Raw genomic sequence first — 21,944 nt, 5'->3', positions numbered from 1 at the left:
AACGCTTCAGGCCATCAGTTTCTTTACTCAGGAATCTGACAAATCTGAAAATGAACGAGCATAAAGAATTGTAGTGTATCAATTAAATGACTGCCTGAATTCCAGAGGCGAAACATTAGTCTTGGTCTTGAAAAGTTTGCTGAAAGACTGCGGATGTTCAAAGCCCAATCCATAAGCAATTTCCGAAACGGACAGATGGGTCGTTGATAATTTTTCTTTGGCTTTTTCTATGATGGCATTCTGAATGTATTGCTGGGTATTCAGTCCGGTCAGTGAACTCAGCATATCACTCAGATAGCGCTGGGACAGGTTTAATTCCGTGCTGATGTATTTCACGGAGGGCAAACCGTTTTTCAGACTGTTTTCTTCATCAAAATACCGGTTTAAAAGTTGATCCAGAGAAGTGATGATGTCGTGATTGACTGCCTTCCTGGTAATAAATTGCCGGTTATAAAAACGGTTGCTGTAATTCAATAACAATTCGATTTGCGACACCAGCACATCCTGGCTGAAACGGTCTATATTGTTGGCTAATTCACCGGCTATGGCAGCAAATAAATGGGCTATGATTTCTTTTTCTTTTGCCGATAAAAACAAGGCCTCCGAAACATCGTAAGAGAAAAAGCCGTATTGACTTACTGTTTTTCCTAACGGATAATTCCGGATAAAGTCCGGGTGGAAATACAAAGCGATCCCTTCATAGCTTTCTAGGTCTTCCGGCGGAAAAACAATTTGTCTGGGCTTCAGGAATGCCAATCCGCCTTCTTCAAAATCGTAATAGCCCTGTCCGTATTTTATGTGTCCCGTAAACGTAGGCTTAAAGGAAATCTTATAGAAATCAAGACTTACTTTTTGCCCTTTCGGGAAACTATCAACCGAAACAGTATTGTAATCCACCAGGGTGATCAATGGATGCAGTGGCGCAGGAAGTCCTAAGACCCGTACCAATTGCGATATACTGTTAATGTGACTGAGGTTGGATTGTTGCTGCATTTCGTTTACGAATGTAATCAATTTTGTTTTGACGGGCGAATGACGATGTCGCCAATTTCAACATCGCTAGGTTGACTTACTGCATAAATTACAGCGTTGGCAATGGCTATGGGATCTATGGCCATTTGTTCCATTCCTTTTTGAACCGCTGTTTTCATTTCTTCGTTTTTGATGTTGTCTGCAAAATCTGTTTTCACAAATCCCGGCGAAATGCCTGTTATGCGTATGGTGCCGTCTGACTCCTGACGAAACGCCTCTGCAATCGTGCGAATCGCATTTTTGGTTCCTGCATAAACGCCCTGCATGGGGACAATCTTTATTCCTGAAGTTGAAATGATATTGACGATATGTCCCGATTGTTGTTGTCTGAAAACGGGAATTGCAGCCGCCATCCCATACAAAACGCCTTTGAGGTTAATGTCGATCATTTCTTCCCAGCCGTCCATATCCAATTCGTCAATGCGGCTTAATTGACTGATCCCTGCGTTGTTTACAATGACATCCAGTTTTCCGTATTTCTCAACTGCGGTTTTGACCAACCGAACTAAATCGGTTTTATTCTTTACATCAATTTTCGCAAAGGCAGCGTCACCACCTTTGCTTATAATTTCTTCAACAATCTGCTGTAACTGTTCTGTCCGCCTTGCCCCCAAGACCACCTTTGCCCCGTTTTTGGCTAATTCTATGGCGATGGCTTTACCCATTCCGCTGCTTGCGCCTGTTATGGCGACTACTTTTCCTGTAATATTTTGCATTGCTGTTAATTTTTATTTGTCTATCTGTTTTTCTAAAAATTCCGGATAGCGGTCGCCTACAAGAGTGATTCCACTGACTGCGCTATCAATTTTGGACAGCTCCCCGGATGTTAACACAATATGGGTACTCGCGATGTTTTCTTCTAGACGATGCAATTTTGTAGTCCCAGGGATGGGTGCGATCCACGGCTTTTGAGCTAAGAGCCAGGCCAATGCCAATTGTCCGGTCGTAATATTTTTTTGTTGAGCAATCTCAGAAAGTGCATCCACTAAAACCAGATTGGCCTTTATATTTTCTTCGCTGAAACGGGGAATAATATTTCTACGGTCGACATCCTCTAATTTTTTGTTGATGATCCCTGTAAGGAATCCTTTGCCCAAAGGGCTGAACGGAACGAAACCAATTCCCAGTTCTTCTAATGTCGGTATGATTTCATTTTCCGGCTCACGCCAAAACAGAGAATATTCGCTTTGCAATGCTGATACAGGTTGAATTGAATGTGCTTTCCGAATCGTTTTAGCACTTGCTTCCGATAAGCCGAAAAATTTGACCTTACCCTCCTGTATCAGGTCTTTTACGGTTCCTGCAACATCTTCTACCGGAACATTGGGGTCAACCCTGTGCTGATACAATAGATCAATGTAATCCGTCTTTAATCTTTTTAATGATGCTTCGGTTACTGCCCTGATCGTTTCGGGCCTGCTGTCTAATCCTACTGCCGGCCGGGCCTCTTTACATCCGAATTTTGTAGCGATCACGACCTCTTTTCTGTAAGGCTGTAACGCCTCACCAACAATTTCTTCGTTGGTGTAAGGCCCGTAAGCTTCTGCGGTATCAAAAAAGGTGACCCCTCTTTCAACTGCGTTTTGTAGTAAAGTTATAGCATCTTTTTTATCTAGGCCTTTCCCGTCCAGAAAGTTTAACCCCATACAGCCAAAGCCCAATGCCGAAACATCCAATCCGCTGTTTCCCAATTTTCTCTTTTGCATAATTATTTTTTTATTATTGATAAAACTGACTTAAATCTCAGGTACAAAATTCCTGATTGCCGTTCTATAAAAAGTAGCCCGATTGGTAATTGTTGTAGTCAGATTTTCAAATGTTTTAGACACTATAAAAAAGGTATTATTTCTATAATGACCTATATTATAACGCTGATCTCTTAAGGTTTCGGAACTATTATCAGATTCCGTATGATAACAAAGATTTGATTGTCTCCGGAATTTTTAGAGAGAGGACCTGTACTCCCGCAAGTAATTTCATCCTAATATTATTTTTTAATATTCAGCAAAAACTGTAATTGGTTAGAAAATATAAAACGAATAGTAAAATTTCAAAAGTCTTATTAAAAAAATGCTTTAAAATCACAATGGTAATGAGATACCCATCTGTATTTTATCTTTAGTAAAAAATTATAGTATAAAGCGAACGGACTGATAATGCATTGATATGCGGATGATCGAAAAGATCAGTTTTGCATGGCCAATCCTATCAAGAGACAATGCAATCATTACTTTCGATAATCAGAGGGTTTCGCATTTGTCATGCTCTTGAAGAAATGATTAAAGTGTGGTGCATCCTTAAATCCGAGACTGTAGGCAATTTCGGAGATCGACCAATTTGAATGCTTTATAAGGATAAGTGACTCTTTCAGATATCGCTCATTAATATGTTCTGTGGTCGACTTGCCACTTGTTTCCTTGATGATGCGGTTTAAATAGTTGACGTGAACATTCAGCAACTTAGAAAAATCACTGGCACTTCTCAAGGAACCGTTGTCGAATATAGAGTTGACAGGAAATTGGCTTTCCAAAATTTCTTTAAATATTTTAACAAGTCTTTCCTTATGTGAAAGCACATGCACACGTTCAGAAACAGGATCGATGGTATTACCAAAATGTAGAAGCTCACTGATATTATTGAGGATCATTTGGTGTTTTTGGTCATAATTTGAATGAGAGTATGTTTCGATCTTCCTGAACAATTCCTTTACATAGTTCTCATTTTTTTGATTCAGGGAGTAGATCGTCTTTTTATCGTTTATGAAAAGCGGAAACCTGCTAATGGGCTCTTTAAAATAATTATCATAGAAAAGATCGGTGAATATCAGATAGCCTCCATTGTTTGTTTCTTTTATGGTCTCGATGGTATATGGAATACTTGGATGGAATATTGAAAAGGAAGCACCGGAGACCCGAATACTTTCGCTTCCGAAATGTACAATGTAATCGCCGTGCAAAAAACTGATCTTAAAAAAATCACGCTTTCGGTACTGCATCGCACTTAGATCTTTACAATCTGCTGAATTGAAATAATGAAAAAGATGGCTGTCACTGCTGATTATACTTTTATTTAATTTCAAATGGTTGAAATCTTTAAAAGATTCTGTCTCATTGATCAACTGATATGGTTTCTCACTCATTTTTTAATTTTAAAAAATGAATAGTGCAATAAAAAAAGCACTATTCTTTTCTTTCACATCGTAAAATTACAAATTTAATATCCTGTAGCTGCATTTACCATCTTCAAAGCTTCTTTTGGTGATTTCAGATAAATTTGATAGATCTCCTCTGTCAACCCCGGACGGATCTCATAGGTGTCACTTTCAATCGCCTTGATCATTATATTGATCACCTCTTCCGGCTCAACTTTAAGGTCTGATGTCACACCTTTAGAAAATGGAGAGTCAACGAGTGGTGCCATGAGTTCAAAAAGTTTAATTGCAGAGCTCTTCCTCTCCAAAACCAGTCTCAAGCCAACCAGAAAATTATGTAATGCAGCCTTGGTGGCACTGTAAGTTGGATGTAGAAGGTCGGGAGCAAAAGCTACCCCTGAGGTTGTCACGATCATGATCGGATCAGAATTTTGCTCAATGATCTCTTCCAAATACTGAGTTAAAAAGACCACAGGATGATAGTTCGTCGACATCTCGACCTTGCTGACCCCAAACGCATCTTGTTCACCAAGAAGATTGTAATTGGTGGCAACACCAGCGTTAAGAAACGCCATATTGGTATCTGGATGCTTCTCTCTTATGTTTTCAACAAGGTTTTTTAATTGAGTCTCATCAGAGAGGTCACAAGTGATATAAAAAGCACCATTTCCCAGTTTTTCAGATTCAGCTATCAGGCGTTCCCCATTTCTTGCCACCATAATAACCTCGTTCCCATTTTGATGGAAGATCTTTGCTGCAGCAAGCCCCATTCCCGTGCCTGCTCCCGTAATTAATATTTTATTTCCTGATTTTTCATATCGGACTATTTTTGATTAAAGATATTCTGGGATAAAACGTTTCCTCATAAAGTCAACATATTCCTGATCTTCCAAAGCTTGTCTTTTTTCAAAATAAAACTCTGTATCCTCTCCAGACCTGTAACGAAGCGTATCATTTTTGTCTGTTGCAGCTTTGTAGATCGTTTCAGCTATCTGTTCCGGCGTGGAGGCCATTGTATCGTATCTTGCCCAGTTCCCCAAACCAGTCTTGATGAACCTGTCGTAGATCTCATCTTCAGTTTCTGTCAATTCCGCAGATCCCACAAATCTGGTTTCTGTAGAGCCAGGTTCTATGATCTTTGTGCGGATCCCGAACGGGATCAGTTCGTAAGCCAAAGATTCTGTAAATCCTTCCATGGCAAATTTGCTTGCGTGATAGAGACTGCAGGTAGGAAATGTAATCCTTCCGCCCTGTGAAGTGATATTGATTATCGTTCCTTTCTTTAAGGAGCGCATATGTGGTAACAAAGCTTTAGTGACGCGCATCGGCCCGTAGATATTTACTTCAAAGATTCTCTCCAATTGTTCCTGTGTTGCCATTTCAAAAGCGCCGAAGACCGCAAAACCGGCGTTATTGACCAATGTGTCTATAGAGCCGAATCTCTCGATTCCCAATTTTACCGCTGCTTCTACACTCTTGGTATCCTGCACATCAAGTTTTGTCACCATCACATTTTCCAATTTATCTAATTCGGATTCTTTTTCAGGGCTTCGCATTGTCGCTACGACATTCCAACCTTCTTTTTGAAATTTAATCGCTGTTGACCTTCCAATACCTGAGGATGTTCCCGTGATCAAGATCGTTCTTCTGTTTTCCATTTCTTATTTAATTAAAATTAATATTTCTGTATTTATACTTTCAGCTAAGAGATCCTTGGTAAGTTCCAGATAACCATTACTGGCAACCTTGTCAGCGTGATTGTCCAATGCATTTCTTGTTGTCCACTGCTCGATCACATAATAGACGAGATTGCTCTCTTCTGTTGTAAACACCTCGTAATTTATAAAGCCATCTTCTTTGGCGGTTTCGCATTTCAGTTTTTCAAAGATCTTTTCCAATTCTGTTTTGCACTGTGTATTTTTGACCGTAAACTTTGTGATTGCCTGTACCATTTATCTTCAATAATTTATTATGACAAAGGTAAAAGCTATGAGACAGAACTGATTGTCTGTATAAAACCTAAGCTTGTATATTTCAAACCTTACCACATCAACAATTACTCTTTAAAAAAAATGATCAGCTAAATCCAGTTCCAAATACAAGGAATTTTACCAAGATGTACTATAATGGAAACTGGTCTTTAATATCATTTCTGGTCTACATAGTATTTTTATTTTTTCCAAAAAGTTCACACCTGCAAGAAGCCTATTGATGATGACAAGATGATGTGTTTTTATAATTGAAAGGTCCATAGCTAATTCAATATGATTTTGGCATCGGTCAAAAAAAATATTCTTATAGAATACATTGATTGAAATACATAGATTGGGCATAATAAAAAAAGAAAGAATCCGTCTCACAACTGAGACGGATTCTTTGTGAAAGGCAATCTTTAAGACGTAAAATCTTAAAATCTTACCCGCTTATGGTGTATTACTTTATTCTGGTAGAAAATTCTTTGATTGGCAGTCTGGCTTTTGGAGCCGATGCCAGAAAATCATTAGCAGCATCCCGGTATCCCAACGACATGATAACCGAGGCATGAAGACCTTTTTCCGAAAGTCCTAACACTTCATCAAACAATTTCGGATCAAACCCTTCCATAGGTGTTGAGTCCACTTTAAGTTCTGCCGCCGCAATCAAAGCTGTTCCCAAACCGATATAAGCTTGTTTGTCCGACCAGATCGCATGTTGTTCGGGCGTCTGGGTAGAGAAATAGCCTATCAATATATCTTCCAATATCTTCAACCCTCCTTTTTCCAAATTCCGCTGCCGCTCCGTCATCTCAACATAATCCGTAATATAATCATCGGTTATCTTATTGAACCCGGCAAAAACCAGTAAATGAGAAGAAGCATGAATTTGCGCATTGAATGACCCCTCTCCCAACCTTTGCCTCAATTCACGATTCTTTATTACAAACAGGCGGTAAGGCTGTATGCCGCAGGAAGAAGCGGTAAGATTGATGGCTTCGATAATCCGGTCGATTTTATCTTCGCTGACCTGCTCATCTGAATATTTTTTGACCGCATAACGCCATTTCAAGTTTTTGATTAATTCCATTTTGTTATTTATAAATTGAAGAAGCAAAGTTATATCTTCAATGTGTATCTTTGTAACCAGGTGACAAAAAGTTATAGTGACAAACGGGTAACCAGGTGAATGGTATGGAACAAGAATTCGATTTAGCTAAGGATTGCAGCCAAAAAATATTGGCAATCAGCGATACAATGGAAATTTTAAACGGAAAATGGAAAATGTCTATCATTGCCTGCCTGTGTTATAAACCCATGCGGTATTCCGAACTCCTGAAAGAGGTTACAGGGATTTCCGGTAAGATGCTCAGCCGTGAGTTAAAGGACCTGGAAATCAATGAACTGATTGAACGGCATGTTTTGAACACGGCACCTGTAGCGGTAGAATATCAAATAACAGACTACGGAAAATCACTTAAACAACTTACCAATACCATAGCAGACTGGGGCTTTATCCACAGGAAACGCATTATAGCCGGAATGAAGGCCAAAGTTTAATAAGCAATTGTAAAATACGCTGACGTTTTAAAATAATCTTATCACCCTCCCAATGATCCAATAAATGGCTAACAATAATAAGTCAATTTACAGTGCACTTGCCGCCAATTTGCTGATTGCATTAACAAAGTTTATTGCAGGAGCCTATACCAACAGCTCTTCCATGATCTCTGAGGGCATCCATTCAACCGTTGATACCACCAACCAGCTGTTGCTTTTATATGGAATCAAAAGAAGTAAGAAAGCAGCAGACGAATCTCATCCTTTTGGGTATGGGAAAGAACTCTATTTCTGGTCTTTTGTTGTTTCCATTCTGATATTCGGCCTGGGCGGTGCTTTATCCATTTATCAGGGAATTTCGCACATTCTGGAACCTGAACTGATGAAAGATCCGTTCTGGAACTATATCGTTCTGATTCTTTCGCTTATTTTCGAGGGAACTTCTCTTTTTATCGCCGTCAAAGAATTCAACAAGACTCGCAACGGCCTTAAATGGTGGGATGCCATCATCAAAAGCAAAGATCCCGCAAGCTTTCTCGTTGTTTTTGAGGATGGCGCTGCCGTGGCGGGTCTGATTGTTGTGATGATACTGATGGGGATCAGCCATGCTTTTCAGATCCCTGAATTAGACGGACTTGCTTCGATCATCGTAGGGTTAATCCTTGTTTTTGTCTCTTTTATCCTTGCCAGGGAAAGCAGAAGCCTTTTGATGGGAGAAGGAATAGCCCCCGAAACAAGAGAAAAGATCGCCCGACTGGCTGAAAAAGATGAAGCTGTGGTCAGAACAAAGAGCATACTATCTACCTACCAATCACCGGAAGAGGTGGTATTGATGCTGATCATCGATTTTAGAGACCATCTTGATACCGAAGAGATCACTGAGGCCATCCAACGTATTCGTGAACATATAAAAACTGAATTTCCGTTGGTGCGGTTCGTCATTATTCAGCCTGAATAGGTTGATACAACTCAGAATCTGAAACAGCCGGTATCTTTCACTGAGCATAGCGACCGAATGCAGCGAGGTATTAAATGAGAAATCTGAACAGTGCGTTGAGATTAAAATTGCAGAACCAAATGAAAAATATATTACTTTTCTTTCTGAGCAAAATATCAATTTTAAAAGAATATTTATATATAATTGACATTAAGACACTCATCACGTAATGATCCGTTAAAACTCTCAATATATACATTATCAGCAGGTTTGCCCGGTCTGGAAAATCCCAGTGCTCTCTTTGCTCTTTATAATCTTCATATAATTTACCGGCAAGATATTATCTTTTCCACCAGCCACTTTTTTATTAAGTAAATTGATCTCTTTTCAGATCGACTTATTTTCGCTTCAATATCAACTTAAGTGAAATGTTATAATTATCTAAAAGTATTTCTTTCATAGATGTTTGATGATCAAATTATATGTCAATTTTGAAATTTCTAGCTTAAAGAGCTCATTAATCTTTCAGAATCAAATATGAATACACCGTTATAATAACAATGATAATAGTGACTTATATTGAAAATTGGAAGCGTACATAGAAAAATGTCTATCGTTTTACATTTAATTACGAATATATTAATGGTTAAAGATCTAATTTTGATTTTTCCTATTATAAATAACCGCTAGAAAAACAACCGTTTAATGACTGCAAAATCTAAATTAGTTTTTTTAGGCAAAACAATAGACCATGCGTGTCCTTTTGAGATCCATGAAATGGATTTATATTGTGAAAAATTGACGAAATTGCAAACAACAATTCCCTCATTACACTCTATATTTTCAACTTCATATAAATGAAAAGAAGTCATCAATCCTGTTTTCAACACTTTGGATAATGCCTCTTTGATTGTCCATAAGATAGTAATGCTTTGATTAAAATCCGTATCAATTAAGGGTAACATGTCCTGTTCATTAGAAGTAATTACCTCTTTGATCACTTCAATCTGTTCAGTGTTGACAATCTCTACATCTACACCCATTGGATGTTCTTCCCGAAAGATTATCGCTATCCCGAACTCTATAGTGTGAGAGATACTAAGTTGTATATTTCCTGCTTCAGGTAAATGAAGAACAGGCTGCTGAAACACTCCAGAACCTATCCATATATCTGTTAAAACAGCAGCATCCATAAATACTCCTAAAGCCATCTTAGCAGCATATCTACCCAGTAAGTAAGAATGCTGTACTTTAGCTGACTTTAAAGTATTAAAAAAGAGCAACTCTTTTTCATGAAGAAATAAATGTCGCCTTTCCTTCAGCTGAGTAAGTGAATTATTGACTACTGCAATAGCAGCAGCAAATAATTCAGTTTCTCTTTGCAGAGCTAATTTTTCAGCAACTATACTATTTTGCACGGATAAACTCATCATGATTTATTCACCTTCAATGAAGGTGTAAAAATAAATATTTCATTTAAAAGGATATAAGAATTTTGAACTAACCTTTTTACAAGAGGATATATCCTTATAATAGTAATGAAAAAAAATATAATTATAAACTAAAGGCTGATATTTGTATCAGCTCTTCGCAAATTTAAAACATTTTGATATTAATTCCTATCCATTATACAGTAATGCATGTTAATACTAAACCACTATAGATTTTCTTGAATAAATTCATGCTGTTTTTCTGTTCGCCATATTGCGGAGAAGTCCATTTCACATGGCTTTCTGTTATTTCACTTATTACAGCAAAACTCCCACCGTTTATATTTAAAAATGCAATCGCGGGCAAAGGAATATTTACTAAGTCATCAATACTTATTTTTCCGATAACATTTTCTATTTTAAACGTTGAAGATAGAATGGTGTGTAGCGTTGTAAAATCCAAATTTTCACAATCAACTTCCTGTATTATTTTCTTTGGCTCATAATGCTGGAAAAAAATTTTAAAAATTTCGTGTGTTTTAATCTTATTATAATCTGCAGGTAACATTATCTATATTTTAATTTATGTTTCTATTTATTCATTAAATACATTGTTGCTTTTTCTATGAAATTGGGGTCTTCTATTTCAATTTTATAAGCTTTCTCCTCATCTTTCAAATAATGAAACTTTGCAAAATATTGAATATTATCAATCTTATTCCAACAGAAGTAATGATTTCTTTTGATCTGATAAAGATAAAATTCACTGTACATGTAATTGTCTAAAATACCTGTTGAAGTAAGCATGACGACACTTTTATCAGACTTCTTGTAGAAAAATACTTCCTGATTGGCAGACCTGTAGGGTGTATCTTCTATGAAAGGAAAAGCATACGATCGTCGAAACGCAACAGCATAGGTCTTGGATATGAAATCTTTAACCTTCTTTTGGAAAGGGTTGATAAATATCTGGAAACTAAATTTTTGTTTTATATTTTTACCAAGAAAATGAGGCGATATATAAAATGTCTCTCTTTTATTTAGCGCTGCCTTATTGTATTTTTCTATATGGAAGGTTGGCAAACCTTTAATATTAATAAAATGAATTAATAAATAAGGCTTTTCTGTAATAAAATCGTATATGTTTCCATCTCTCCATATATGAGTATTTCTGCTGTATAAAAATTCCTGAGCCATGTCTACATGAAAATATTTGATTTTATTACTTAGTTCCAACTTCCTTAATAGAAAGGCCATACTTTCTATTTCAGAATCAATATACTGTATGTCCTGAGTCTGAACAGTATTAAATTCAAAATTACATTCATCAAAACAGAAGTGACGGTCACTTTGTACTATTTTCTTAAAATCTTTACTTAACCGGAATATTTTATTTATAAAAGGAGTATTTCTATATAAGGTAAAGAATCCGGCAGGATATTTATCAACAGGAGAAATGACATCATATTGATCTAACATTTCATTAGTAATAAAAGCACGAATGTTCCCAAACATTAAATCGACATCACAATATCCCCAAAAATCATACTTTGAAATATATTCTTGCAGGATCACCCCATACAAAGACTTGAAATCACATAGTTTATAGGCATCCTTTATATTGACCGGAATTTTTAATTTTTCCGTTGCCATTTCATTAAACTTTTGTAAATCAAACTTAATGAAGTGAACATTCTTTATTTTGTACTTAGGAGCAATATTAGTAAATATGTAAAAATCTATGGTTGGATTATATTCACAGCCTTTCAGGAAATAATCAAAATAATCCGGCCATGTTTTTCCGAAAAAACAATTTATAAATGCTATTTTTTTCATAATAATTAGGATAATAATTAGAGGTTAAAAAATGATATTAACTAAAGAACCCCCAGTAATAGAAATACGATAGGATTAATATAAATGAAAATAGTACTGAAATGACAATGATTTTGTATCTAAGTTGCCTGTAGTTTACCAGAAATAGGATGAATGATAAACCAGATAAGATCATATGTACTTTTAACAAATAAAATAAATTGATAAACTTTTCGGGAATCCCAAAAGCACATATAAAATAATTCGTATTGTTAGAGTAAACGATCGCATAGATAAGCCCCGCCATAAGTACTATTCCTATTATACAATTAATGATAAGTAATGCGTAGAAAGTTTTCATGATCAGTTTTTCTGCATTCCTTCTTCTCCATATACTTACAGAAAAGAAAATAATGGCAACGAATAAAATTCCATAAGCCAGAATCAACGGAGCTACTTTCAGAATATCAAAACCACCAAATAATAGTACGGCCAGTTTTGTAATCCCAGAATTGACATGAATATCTGTGATAAACTTCACTTCCGGTGAATTAATAACTTGTGTACTGCCTAAATTCAGAGGCGTTTTGTCATTGATGAAATTATTGATAAGATCACTCCCTTCCTTCCCAAATAAAAGGGCATGCCCTTCATTTTTAAATATGATCAGCTGGGCATTCAGTAATCCCGCCAAGGATTGTGCATTTGAAACAGGAGTAATGGGATCAAATTCCCCTCCTATGATCATTGTTGGAATCTTAGACATTTTTACATAATCTAATACATTCGGCGGAACTGGTTTATTATTCCACTGGCTGCCTACAATAAAGTCGGCTCTGTAAAATGATAAGCCTCCTTTTAGCCCGGGATACATGGCTGCATCCTCATCATAATATTTCAAGGAATTGTAAGGGATTGCGTCGTTAAGGACCATGCTATAATAGGTTCCAAAGTCCAATGCTTTAAAAACGCCGGAAAATACGCCTACCATTGAGCTGAGTGTTTCTGCATCCCTTTCGTGAAACAAGGTAATGATAACGGGCAGTACTTCTATTAACTGCTTAGTATATAAGGCCTGATGAACTACAATCTTAAAATCTTCGCTATTAAAAGTAAAACTGCCTTTTTCCAATAAGTCTTTTGGAACACTTACCGTTAGTGGATTTTTAGTCAGATCTTCTATTACTTTATAATACGTCTTTTCAAGATTCGGGAATTTTTTATTTACAACAGGGTTCTGCTTACATTTCGCAAAAAATATATTCAATTCTTTCACATAATGATCATTGATCTTATTATAATATTCAGAAATATGATCAACCGGCGAATCCAGAATCATTTTATTGAAATCTTCAGGAAATGAGTTGGCATATACCTGTGAAATATAGGTGCCATATGAAACACCAAGGACATTCCATTTGTCATAATGTAAGGCCGTTTTAAGTGCATGAAGATCGTTGGCAATATTTACGCTGCTATAATTGGCCGGGTCGATTCCCTTTCTTATCAGCTCATTTTTACAGTTCATCGCGGCAAACAATCTGTTTTTTTCATCAGCTGCTGAAGATTCATTTGAGGATAAAATTTTAAATATATCCATTCCAAGTTCCGGGCATAATTTCGGTAAAGAATTCCCTACTCCCCTTGCATCTACCAATATAATATCTGAGTAATCCCTCAAAGGGTGATCCCGAAAATACCCGAATGCACCTATCCCTGATTGTCCTGGCCCTCCTTCTATATAGACCAGAGGTTTCTGAGTGGATTGTTTTTTCTTCTTTAAAACAACAAATGCTATTTTTATTTTGCTGGACGGAGCGATCCAGTTTTCAGGAACTGAAAGATATCCCCATTCGACCGATTGATCATTTTTAAGGTTTTCAATATTAAAAAATGGTTTTGTTTTTGTAATTGTGTAGTCTCCTTTCTGGGCAAACAGAAACGAGGATACCATCATAAGCAGTAAAAAAATTACTCTGTGGGTCTTCATATAGAATTATTAATTTTTATTTTTTAAATTTTTTTATAGAATCACTGTATATATCATATTGAACCTTAAAAGTCAAAATCAATGTCCACCGGATTATTGCTGTGGAAAAAGTCTTTATACTCCAGCTCAGCCTCAGAACTTAATGTTGACAGGTATTTCAGAAAATCTGTGTAAGCCTGCGAAAAATCTGTAATAATGTGGTCTTTATATAAGCTTTTGTTATAGCTTATCTCAAGCTGAATGCCCTGCGGTTCATTGATCACATTCATGATAAGCGGGAATTTATTGTAGGTGGTATCCTGTGAAACATTTTGTAAAGAAAAGTCTGCAAAATCACTTATTGTATTATAACTTAACTCTGGATCTTGAGTCACAAAAAGGATATCAACATTATTTTTCACGAAAGAATGGTCTGAAACTTCTTCATATTTTGTGACTTTTAAAAATTCGTGAGTTACTTTATGAAGTATTTCACCTAACTCTTCTTCTCCAAATGTTACACGTAGTAATAGGCTTTTAATGAAAACACCTAAAAGCGATTGTACCTGAAGCGCAGATCTTCCTGAGTCTATTGTAGCAATACAGATATCTGTTTTTCCGGATATATTGCGTAAAAATATCAACAGAGATGTTAACATAAGCAGATAAGGCGTCGTTTTCATCTTTTTTGCTAAATCAGATAATCCTTGCGTTACTTCCAGATCAAGTGGAATTGTAAATATATTCCCTTGATAAGAATCAGCAGTTACACTTTCTTTTTTCACAAAAGCTTCATATTGATACCCTTCTGTATAGTTTTTCCAGAAAATGTCATTATTGTCAAGATCTGCATTCTGATAGTACCAGTTTGAATAATCCCGGAACTGGATCCCAGGCAGCAATTCTGGTGTCTGACTTGAATTGTTATTATAAAGGGATATCAACTGTTTGATAAACAATCCTGTTGATATTCCATCAAAAATGATATGATGAGTCAGGAAAAAGATTTTATATTTCTCCCCTATTTTAAGGATCATTATTTTAAGCAACAGTTCTTTTTCAAGATCAAAACAATAGCTCTTATATCTATCAGCTATTTGTCTGTACTCAGATTGGTTCACAACTTCGTTAACTTCCAAAGCGAAATAACTATTTTCCGGCGAATGGATTTTCTGAATTACGGCTTCATTCTCAAGTACAAAATTCGTTCTTAAAATTTCAGTAGCAGATATTATTTGTCTGACTGCTTTTTCTAATATTACGACATTCATCGTTCCTGCAACATCGAACTCCATCAACATATTATACGACGGAGAAATCTCTTTTCTCTGGCATGCTAACCAGATATTTCTTTGTGTAGGTGTTGCTAAAGGTATGTTGTGATCAGGTGCCTTTAAAATCAAATTATTTCTGTTATTTTTCTTTAAAATAATGTGACATAAAGAAGATAAATCAGGATTTTCAAATACATCCTTCATCGTCAGATTGACAGAAAACTTCTTGTTTACTACATTCACTAATCTGGAGATCAATAAAGAATGACCGCCCAGTTCAAAAAAATTGTCTTTATCTTCAATATAATTCTTATAGTTTAAGATTCCCTGCCAAACAATTTTTAATTCCTGCATCATTTCTACATCTTCAATGACCTGGCTTGTGACAGGCTCATCAGAAGGAAGAGCTTTCATTGAAAGAGACTTTCGGTCTATTTTCTGATTAGGGGTAAGAGGAAACTCCTGTATAGGAAAAATAAATTGAGGAACCATATAATATGGGAGCTTTTCCTGCAATTTTTCAAACAGAGAAGAGACCTCAATTGGTGCATGAGTTTTGAGATAAGCTACCAGCTGATTTTCACCTTCCACTTCTTTAACCACTACAACAGAATCTTCAATATTTTCTACCGTATTGATATGGTTTTCAATATCTCCTAATTCTATTCTATATCCTTTTATCTTAATCTGGTGATCACTTCTTCCGAAAAACAAGATTTCACCTTGTTCATTCCATTTCCCTACATCACCCGTTTTATACATTAATTCTTCTTTCCTGAAAGGATTTTTTATAAATCTTTCCAGGGACAGCTCTTCATTACGATAATATCCTTTGGCAAGCCCTTTCCCTCCGATATAAATATCTCCGACCGTATTTACAGGAAAAAGATTTAAATCTGCATCTAAAATATAGAAAGAAGTATCCTTAATGGGTTGACCAATATTCTGGGGCAACGTTCCAGATTCAATTTTTTTTGTTGAAGACCAGATCGTCGTTTCTGTTGGCCCATACATATTCCAAAGTTCTCTGCATGATGCCAGTAATTCTTCAATAAGATCATTATTGATCAGATCACCGCCACACAATATTTTTAAATCAGAATCCGGTCTCCAGCCTACACCAAGAAGCCTTTTGAAAAAACTTGGGGTTGCCTGAATAACAGAAGGTTTCACTTCGAAAATTTCCTGTATCGTAGCTAATGGATCTCTCAAAATCTTTTCACCAGCAATGTATAAGGTGGCACCGGTAATCAGAGGTGTAAAAAACTCGAGAATAGAAATATCAAAAGAATAAGTCGTTACAGAATACATTGTGTCCTGATTGTTTATCCCCGGTTTTGCACTTATACTTTGTAACAGGTTTAACAATGAAGCGTGCCCTATTTCCACCCCTTTAGGATTCCCTGTAGATCCTGAGGTATAAATGATATAGGCAGTATCCTCTGGTCTAACCTTTATTTCTTTATTTTCCTGGGTTTCACTTAAGATACCTGTCAGAAAAATTCTTTGAATATCAGTAAGATTAAGAGAAATATTTTCTTCCGATATTAAAAGCTGCGCTTTACTATCCTGTAAAATATACTGCAGCCTGTTTACAGGAAATTCTGGATCAAGAGGGATATAAGCCTTTCCAGCTTTCATAATTCCCAGTAAAGTACAAATCATATGAGACGACCGGTTGAGCAAAACGGCTACTGCCTTTTTATCGTTATGATGCTGTAACAGATAATCGGCTATTCGGGAAGAGATCGTATCAGCCTCGGCATAGGATAAAGAAAACTTTTCATCAGCAATTGCCACTTTATCGGGAAATTCTAAAGCTTTTTCAGAGAATAGGTCAATGAATGTTTTGTTGGAGTCTTCATCTTCTCTTTTAAAAGAAAATTTTTCATTAAAAGAGAAAAGATTTTCTTTTTCTTCTTCAGATAAAAATGAAAGTTTGTTCAGAGGTTCAGCTGCTAATGTTTCGATGTTAACGATCAGATAATTGATATGCCGTACACACTGTTCGATAGATAAGTCATCAAAATAATCGGTATTGTAATCAAAATCAATTTTAATATCCTCATTATCATCAAACTCTCTTACAAACAAGGCTAAAGCAGATCTCTCAGATTTATTGGTAAGCGGGATCACTGTCGTTTTAGTGCCCTCAAAGTGATCTGCATAGTTATGTTTTTCGTAAGATAATGTAATATTGAAAAGTTTGTTTTTTTCATTAAACAATTTGAGGTCACTTACGATTTTTCCCAAAGGGTACTTTTGATGCCTGTAATCAGACATCAGTTGCTTTTTGGTATTGTTGATCAGATCCAACAAATTATCCTGATTATCCAGTTTCATTCTTAAGGGTGAAACTCCCATAAACAATCCAACTGTTTTTTTGAATGCTTTGGTGTTCCTGTTCAGTACCGGAATTCCTATGGCTAAATCATCACTCTGATTAACTCTTCCAAAATAAAAGAAAAACAATCCTAAAAACCCATGAAATGCAGAGAAATTATGCTTTTTACCCAATTCGATAAATTTGTTATAATCTTCCCTGCGAACTATTAATTCTTTTCTGTCACTTTCATGAACAGAATATTCTTTATTCTCTTTTCTGTTGAAGATCACCGGAGGTAAGGTTGAATATCTTTCAGCCCAGTATTGTTTATTCTTATAAAATTCATCGGAATCCTGATAAACCAGATCATGATTTACAAACGTAGTATACTCGTAAGGATATTGATCTTGTACCCTATCAAATTTCAGAATATCATTGTAATTTTTAATCAATCTCTGGAACATAAGAGATGTTCCCCATCCATCTGTAATGATATGATGGTATACTGAGAAAAGGTAATAATGGTCATTGCTACATTTAATGAGTACAAAGCGATACAGATAATCATCTCCCAATACATCAAAAGGCACCATAAATTCTGTTTGCATATAGTGTTCAGCAATATTCACAGCATCAGTTTCCTTTGAAAAATCAACAAATTGCAAAAGCCTTGGCTCTCCTTCCTTTATATATTTTTCTACCTCATCTTCATTTTGTCTGAAAAAACTTCGATAGGCATCATGCTGACCGATCATTTCATGATAAGCCTTCTTAAAAGCTTCAACATGTATTTCACCTTTAATTTCTATTTTGGCTCCTATATTATAGATTGGAGTATCCGGATATAATAATTGTTCAAAAAAAACATCCAGTTGGGGAAGCGTTAATTTCATAAGTCTTAATATTAAAAGTAAGCGTTTTGAAAATTTGCAGGAACATCTTCTTTGACGATTTTTCCATAATCAAACTTTAAAAGTTTATCACAGTAATGGAAATATCTGTCGTCATGGGTCACAGCAATAATAGTTTTACCTTGTGATTTCAATTTTGGAATCAGTTCTTCATAAAAATATTTTCTGAAATACGGATCCTGATCTGCTGCCCACTCATCCAGTACTATGATTGGTTTATCTTCCAATAAAGCAAATATCAATGCCATCCTTTTGCTTTGACCTTTTGAGAAACTTCTTCTGGCGGATTCTTCCGAATCGTCTTTTACTATATTTTCAAGTTTAAAGGTTTCAAGTAACATTTTATATTTGGGATTATTCTCAAGTATGTAATCATCATAGTTCTGAGAAAACAGGTGATTGCTGGTAAATACCGCCGAAATAAGATTCTGGATTTCCATTTCGGAATTTATTCTTTCTTCATCAAAAAGAATATCACCGTGATCAGGGACATACAACCCTGAAAGAATATTGATAAAAGTACTTTTACCACTGCCATTTCCGCCTACAATAAAGATCACTTCCCCTTTGTTAATTTCAAGGTTGATGGGCCCTAACTCAAAGTTGGCATCTGCATTATCATTTTTATAGTTAAAATGGATATCCCTGAAGCTTAATTTTGAAAAGTCGGTAGCAAGTTCTTTGTCATGCTTATCAACAATTTTTTCATTTTTAAAATCTTCATAAAATGTTTCAAGACGTTTATTAGCTACAAATAGCCTGGTTACAACATCCTGAAGGTTGATCAGGTTATTGATAGGACCTGCAATAAATAATAAAACAAGTACATATGGAATTACAAATTCTCTTTTCAACCATCCTAATTCAGGTAAAATAAAAAGAATAATGCCCATGATAATGTACATCCCATACTGGCTGATAAGTCCTATTGATAAAAAAGAAAAACTAATTTTAAAATCCAGCGCATACGATGCAGTCCTATTTTCATATACGTAGTTTTCAAGTAGTTTCTTTCTTCTTTTATCACTGATCATTAATTCTTTAAAACCACTGATGACATCCTGCACATAGCCAAAATAATGTTCGTTATATTTCTTCACCTTTTCTATCGACTTTGATAAAGAATTCATTACTAAATAATAGATTCCAGCAATTATCAAAATTGCCACAAGAATAATTACCGCAGATATCGGAGATAATTTGACGAGATAGAAAAGGCATAATATCACCATCAGTAAAGAGGAAAATGCTGCAGTTACAACAGCCGGCAGTGAATAAAATGTTCTTGTATCTTCCACCGCTGTATAAAACCTTTGAGTTCCTAATTTTTCAATTTTTATTAATGGTGTATCCAGTATTTTCTGGAATAATTTCTTTTCTAATTGGGAAAGCAATTCAAAGGTTATTTTATTGAGTTCTCTCTGAAAAAAGATACTTAATAAATAAGCATAGACAACAAAAGCAAAAAAGGTTATATAAATGTAGCTGTTTGCTGAAAGCTGATTGGATAATGTATTGTTTATTATATAAATAATAGCAAAACTCAATAAACTGCTTATAACCGCATACACGGATATTAAGATGATATGCTTCGTTTTAATTTTTAACATAATTTGACTCTTTTATTTTAAAACAATAGTTGATGAGTTTTCCGATTTCCTTACTGTTCTCATGAATAAAAAAATGATTCCCTTTTAATATGGAATGATAGAAATGAGAATTTGTAAATCTTTTCCAGTTTTTAATTTTTGTATTAAGAGACTCTTCGCTGCCCATCATGGCATAAATAGGAGCCTTGATAATAACATCTTTTTCATAATCCTGTCCTTTTTCAATGCATTCAAAATCCGCTCTCATAATTTTAGCAAAAAATGCAAATGCATCCTTATTTTCAAGAATTTCGACTGGAATTCCACCCATCTCTGATATTTTTTCTTTAAAACTGCTGTCATCTAAATTATATCTTATAGGAATTTTATAATTTTCCAAAGGTCCTGGATTTCCTGAGACGATTAAAAACTCGGGAATATCATTTTGTTCTTCCAGCATGCGGGTGACAGAAAGTCCCAATAGAGCACCCATACTGTGCCCAAATATTATAAAGGGAGAATCATTTCTTTTTTTCTTTATCTTCTTAAAGAGATCTTCAATAGCTTCTTTTTTATCAGTTATTAAACTTTCTTTGAATCTTTCACCCCGACCTGGTAGTTCTATGGGAATAAATTCGATGTCGGAGGTTATTGTTTTTTGTAAAAAATTGTAAGAATACTTATTTCCGCCTGCAAAATGTAGCAAAAAGAGCTGTTTATTCATTATTTCGTCGTTAGTGTTTCGATGTTAAATTTTGACCAAGCATCCCCTTCCGATGCCTTTTCAAAACTGGATTTCATTTTAGATAAATTATCTTTGATACGAGTATCATTCTGAAGTTTGTAAAGGCTAGAAATGATTGCTATATTATTGATCGAATGAGCTTCTATTTTCACTCCCAAATGGTGGATAGCTACACGGTCTGCATTTTCAAACTGGTCAAGTCCCAATGGGATAACAACCATCGGAATTTCCTGCATGATGCATTCTTTAACGCCTCCCATTCCACCATGTATAATGGCAAGGTCCGAATGTTGAAGCATTGTCATCTGAGGAAGCCATTGATGAATTCTTACGTTATCGGAAGTCTGGGATTTATAATCATGATATAAGTTTCCGGCTGATATATTAAGGATATAATCCGCCATAGATTCCTGTTGAAAACTATTGATAAGTGTTTGCGTAATTCGTTGTGCTTTTTCTTTATCAATTTGTTCAGCCCACGAACCTAATGAACAATAAACCATCCTTTTTCCTGACCTTTTCTGTTCAGAAAGCTCGCTTTCAAGCTTATCCACATCATAATGTAAGTGAAATATATTCTGCTCAGGGATACAAGGTCCGATATACATATCATTTCCATTGACCACTGCATTTTCTATTAAAAATTCTTTTGAGGCAGGTACTACATTATAGAAGTTTTCAAAAACAGATAAAACATCGTTCAGAGAATTCATCTCATATCCCTGACCGATAAGGTAATTAATCAAAAGATTAGTGGACTCCAGGTTGGCATCATCCATAAGCATATTACTACTCCATTCTTTTACTTTTTCTGTAAATGATGTTTTACTGAAATCGTTATCAACGGGAAAGTGACAATATACCAGGAATGTTCTTATCCTGTATTTTAGATAGAAAGTGGCTGCTTCGATTGGATTATAGGCTGTAAAAATAATAGCTGACGGATTAAAATCCTGAATCAACTCATCAAGACCACCATCGATAATTGTACGAATAACATCCGCATTAATTTTACCGGATTCATATATGCTGCCTTTCGGATAATAATCCCCAAAAATAGAAGTAGATGGAAATGATGTCCTGGATATTATTTCTGTTACATCAGGTACACCGATATAATGAATATGAACCCCCATCTGATGAAGTTTTTCACTGATTCCCAGCGTAGGAATTATGTTTCCTCTGAATGCATCAGTATAAACCAATATTTTTTTCATAAGTTTTTATTATTG

General features: G+C 35.5%; 18 protein-coding genes and 1 pseudogene. 2 read left to right on the top strand and 17 right to left on the bottom strand.

The features are described from left to right. Positions 1-78: 78 nt before the first annotated feature. From H561_RS0117830 to H561_RS0117795, 8 genes are all read right to left on the bottom strand, one after another. Positions 79-1,014, bottom strand: coding sequence for a helix-turn-helix domain-containing protein (locus tag H561_RS0117830; protein WP_316929428.1), 936 nt, complete (start codon positions 1,012-1,014; stop codon positions 79-81). Then, positions 1,011-1,748 (bottom strand): SDR family oxidoreductase, encoded by a 738-nt coding sequence (locus H561_RS0117825; protein ID WP_027388243.1) that lies wholly within the window; start codon positions 1,746-1,748, stop codon positions 1,011-1,013. The genes H561_RS0117830 and H561_RS0117825 overlap by 4 nt, the downstream gene beginning before the upstream one ends. 12 nt (positions 1,749-1,760) lie before the next feature. Next, a complete protein-coding gene (locus H561_RS0117820; protein WP_027388242.1) occupies positions 1,761-2,738 on the bottom strand; it encodes an aldo/keto reductase in 978 nt (325 codons plus the stop codon). Positions 2,739-3,259: 521 nt separating this feature from the next. Continuing rightward, positions 3,260-4,171 carry a helix-turn-helix domain-containing protein gene (locus H561_RS0117815; protein ID WP_027388241.1) on the bottom strand — a complete coding sequence of 304 codons (912 nt, stop codon included), beginning with the start codon at positions 4,169-4,171 and terminating at the stop codon, positions 3,260-3,262. 74 nt (positions 4,172-4,245) lie between these two features. Then, complete coding sequence (locus H561_RS0117810) at positions 4,246-4,974, bottom strand: SDR family NAD(P)-dependent oxidoreductase (protein ID WP_228372303.1); 729 nt, start codon at positions 4,972-4,974, stop codon at positions 4,246-4,248. 42 nt (positions 4,975-5,016) lie between these two features. Next, complete coding sequence (locus tag H561_RS0117805; protein WP_027388239.1) at positions 5,017-5,841, bottom strand: SDR family oxidoreductase; 825 nt, start codon at positions 5,839-5,841, stop codon at positions 5,017-5,019. Between the two features lie 3 nt (positions 5,842-5,844). Beyond that, positions 5,845-6,135 carry a putative quinol monooxygenase gene (locus H561_RS0117800; RefSeq protein ID WP_027388238.1) on the bottom strand — a complete coding sequence of 97 codons (291 nt, stop codon included), beginning with the start codon at positions 6,133-6,135 and terminating at the stop codon, positions 5,845-5,847. Positions 6,136-6,616: 481 nt separating this feature from the next. Beyond that, on the bottom strand, positions 6,617-7,246 hold the full coding sequence (locus tag H561_RS0117795; RefSeq protein ID WP_027388237.1) for a nitroreductase family protein: 630 nt from the start codon (positions 7,244-7,246) through the stop codon (positions 6,617-6,619). 167 nt (positions 7,247-7,413) lie between these two features. Here H561_RS0117795 and H561_RS0117790 point away from each other — a divergent pair, with 167 nt between their 5' ends. Next, the gene (locus H561_RS0117790; RefSeq protein WP_228372299.1) at positions 7,414-7,716 is read left to right on the top strand and encodes a winged helix-turn-helix transcriptional regulator; all 303 of its coding nucleotides are present in this window, start codon (positions 7,414-7,416) and stop codon (positions 7,714-7,716) included. A gap of 64 nt (positions 7,717-7,780) precedes the next feature. Then, the gene (locus H561_RS0117785) at positions 7,781-8,674 is read left to right on the top strand and encodes a cation diffusion facilitator family transporter (protein WP_027388235.1); all 894 of its coding nucleotides are present in this window, start codon (positions 7,781-7,783) and stop codon (positions 8,672-8,674) included. 179 nt (positions 8,675-8,853) lie between these two features. Here the strand turns inward: H561_RS0117785 and H561_RS23700 are convergent. The 9 genes and pseudogenes from H561_RS23700 to H561_RS0117745 form a co-directional block, all read right to left on the bottom strand. Beyond that, positions 8,854-8,946 (bottom strand): annotated as a pseudogene (locus H561_RS23700) (integrase core domain-containing protein); the annotation flags it as partial. A 393-nt stretch (positions 8,947-9,339) separates the two neighbouring features. After that, complete coding sequence (locus H561_RS22770; RefSeq protein ID WP_051349438.1) at positions 9,340-10,086, bottom strand: 4'-phosphopantetheinyl transferase family protein; 747 nt, start codon at positions 10,084-10,086, stop codon at positions 9,340-9,342. Positions 10,087-10,279: 193 nt separating this feature from the next. Then, positions 10,280-10,651 carry a cysteine peptidase family C39 domain-containing protein gene (locus H561_RS0117775; RefSeq protein ID WP_027388234.1) on the bottom strand — a complete coding sequence of 124 codons (372 nt, stop codon included), beginning with the start codon at positions 10,649-10,651 and terminating at the stop codon, positions 10,280-10,282. A gap of 23 nt (positions 10,652-10,674) precedes the next feature. Next, complete coding sequence (locus H561_RS23425; protein WP_051349437.1) at positions 10,675-11,919, bottom strand: DUF6625 family protein; 1,245 nt, start codon at positions 11,917-11,919, stop codon at positions 10,675-10,677. 37 nt (positions 11,920-11,956) lie between these two features. After that, complete coding sequence (locus H561_RS0117765) at positions 11,957-13,888, bottom strand: alpha/beta fold hydrolase (protein ID WP_027388233.1); 1,932 nt, start codon at positions 13,886-13,888, stop codon at positions 11,957-11,959. Between the two features lie 65 nt (positions 13,889-13,953). Next, a complete protein-coding gene (locus H561_RS0117760; RefSeq protein ID WP_027388232.1) occupies positions 13,954-18,360 on the bottom strand; it encodes a non-ribosomal peptide synthetase in 4,407 nt (1,468 codons plus the stop codon). A gap of 11 nt (positions 18,361-18,371) precedes the next feature. After that, positions 18,372-19,988 (bottom strand): cyclic peptide export ABC transporter, encoded by a 1,617-nt coding sequence (locus H561_RS0117755; protein WP_027388231.1) that lies wholly within the window; start codon positions 19,986-19,988, stop codon positions 18,372-18,374. Beyond that, entirely contained in the window at positions 19,975-20,691 is a 717-nt protein-coding gene (locus H561_RS22760; RefSeq protein WP_034762691.1) for a thioesterase II family protein, read from the bottom strand. The genes H561_RS0117755 and H561_RS22760 overlap by 14 nt, the downstream gene beginning before the upstream one ends. Next, entirely contained in the window at positions 20,691-21,929 is a 1,239-nt protein-coding gene (locus tag H561_RS0117745; protein ID WP_027388230.1) for a glycosyltransferase, read from the bottom strand. The genes H561_RS22760 and H561_RS0117745 overlap by 1 nt, the downstream gene beginning before the upstream one ends. Positions 21,930-21,944 lie beyond the last annotated feature (15 nt).

Origin of the sequence: Chryseobacterium gregarium DSM 19109 (assembly GCF_000430845.1) — a bacterium.
Lineage (GTDB): Bacteria > Bacteroidota > Bacteroidia > Flavobacteriales > Weeksellaceae > Chryseobacterium > Chryseobacterium gregarium.
This window is presented reverse-complemented; position numbering and strand designations above follow the sequence as displayed.

What these genes read in the sequence shown, in the direction of transcription:
- H561_RS0117760 (WP_027388232.1), bottom strand. Translation starts at nt 18,360, where the DNA reads ATGAAATTAACGCTTCCCCAACTGGATGTTTTTTTTGAACAATTATTA.
- H561_RS0117765 (WP_027388233.1), bottom strand. Translation starts at nt 13,888, where the DNA reads ATGAAGACCCACAGAGTAATTTTTTTACTGCTTATGATGGTATCCTCG.
- H561_RS0117745 (WP_027388230.1), bottom strand. Translation starts at nt 21,929, where the DNA reads ATGAAAAAAATATTGGTTTATACTGATGCATTCAGAGGAAACATAATT.
- H561_RS22760 (WP_034762691.1), bottom strand. Translation starts at nt 20,691, where the DNA reads ATGAATAAACAGCTCTTTTTGCTACATTTTGCAGGCGGAAATAAGTAT.
- H561_RS0117800 (WP_027388238.1), bottom strand. Translation starts at nt 6,135, where the DNA reads ATGGTACAGGCAATCACAAAGTTTACGGTCAAAAATACACAGTGCAAA.
- H561_RS0117790 (WP_228372299.1), top strand. Translation starts at nt 7,414, where the DNA reads ATGGAAATTTTAAACGGAAAATGGAAAATGTCTATCATTGCCTGCCTG.
- H561_RS0117795 (WP_027388237.1), bottom strand. Translation starts at nt 7,246, where the DNA reads ATGGAATTAATCAAAAACTTGAAATGGCGTTATGCGGTCAAAAAATAT.
- H561_RS0117755 (WP_027388231.1), bottom strand. Translation starts at nt 19,988, where the DNA reads ATGTTAAAAATTAAAACGAAGCATATCATCTTAATATCCGTGTATGCG.
- H561_RS0117785 (WP_027388235.1), top strand. Translation starts at nt 7,781, where the DNA reads ATGGCTAACAATAATAAGTCAATTTACAGTGCACTTGCCGCCAATTTG.
- H561_RS0117820 (WP_027388242.1), bottom strand. Translation starts at nt 2,738, where the DNA reads ATGCAAAAGAGAAAATTGGGAAACAGCGGATTGGATGTTTCGGCATTG.
- H561_RS0117805 (WP_027388239.1), bottom strand. Translation starts at nt 5,841, where the DNA reads ATGGAAAACAGAAGAACGATCTTGATCACGGGAACATCCTCAGGTATT.
- H561_RS0117775 (WP_027388234.1), bottom strand. Translation starts at nt 10,651, where the DNA reads ATGTTACCTGCAGATTATAATAAGATTAAAACACACGAAATTTTTAAA.
- H561_RS23425 (WP_051349437.1), bottom strand. Translation starts at nt 11,919, where the DNA reads ATGAAAAAAATAGCATTTATAAATTGTTTTTTCGGAAAAACATGGCCG.
- H561_RS22770 (WP_051349438.1), bottom strand. Translation starts at nt 10,086, where the DNA reads ATGATGAGTTTATCCGTGCAAAATAGTATAGTTGCTGAAAAATTAGCT.
- H561_RS0117815 (WP_027388241.1), bottom strand. Translation starts at nt 4,171, where the DNA reads ATGAGTGAGAAACCATATCAGTTGATCAATGAGACAGAATCTTTTAAA.
- H561_RS0117825 (WP_027388243.1), bottom strand. Translation starts at nt 1,748, where the DNA reads ATGCAAAATATTACAGGAAAAGTAGTCGCCATAACAGGCGCAAGCAGC.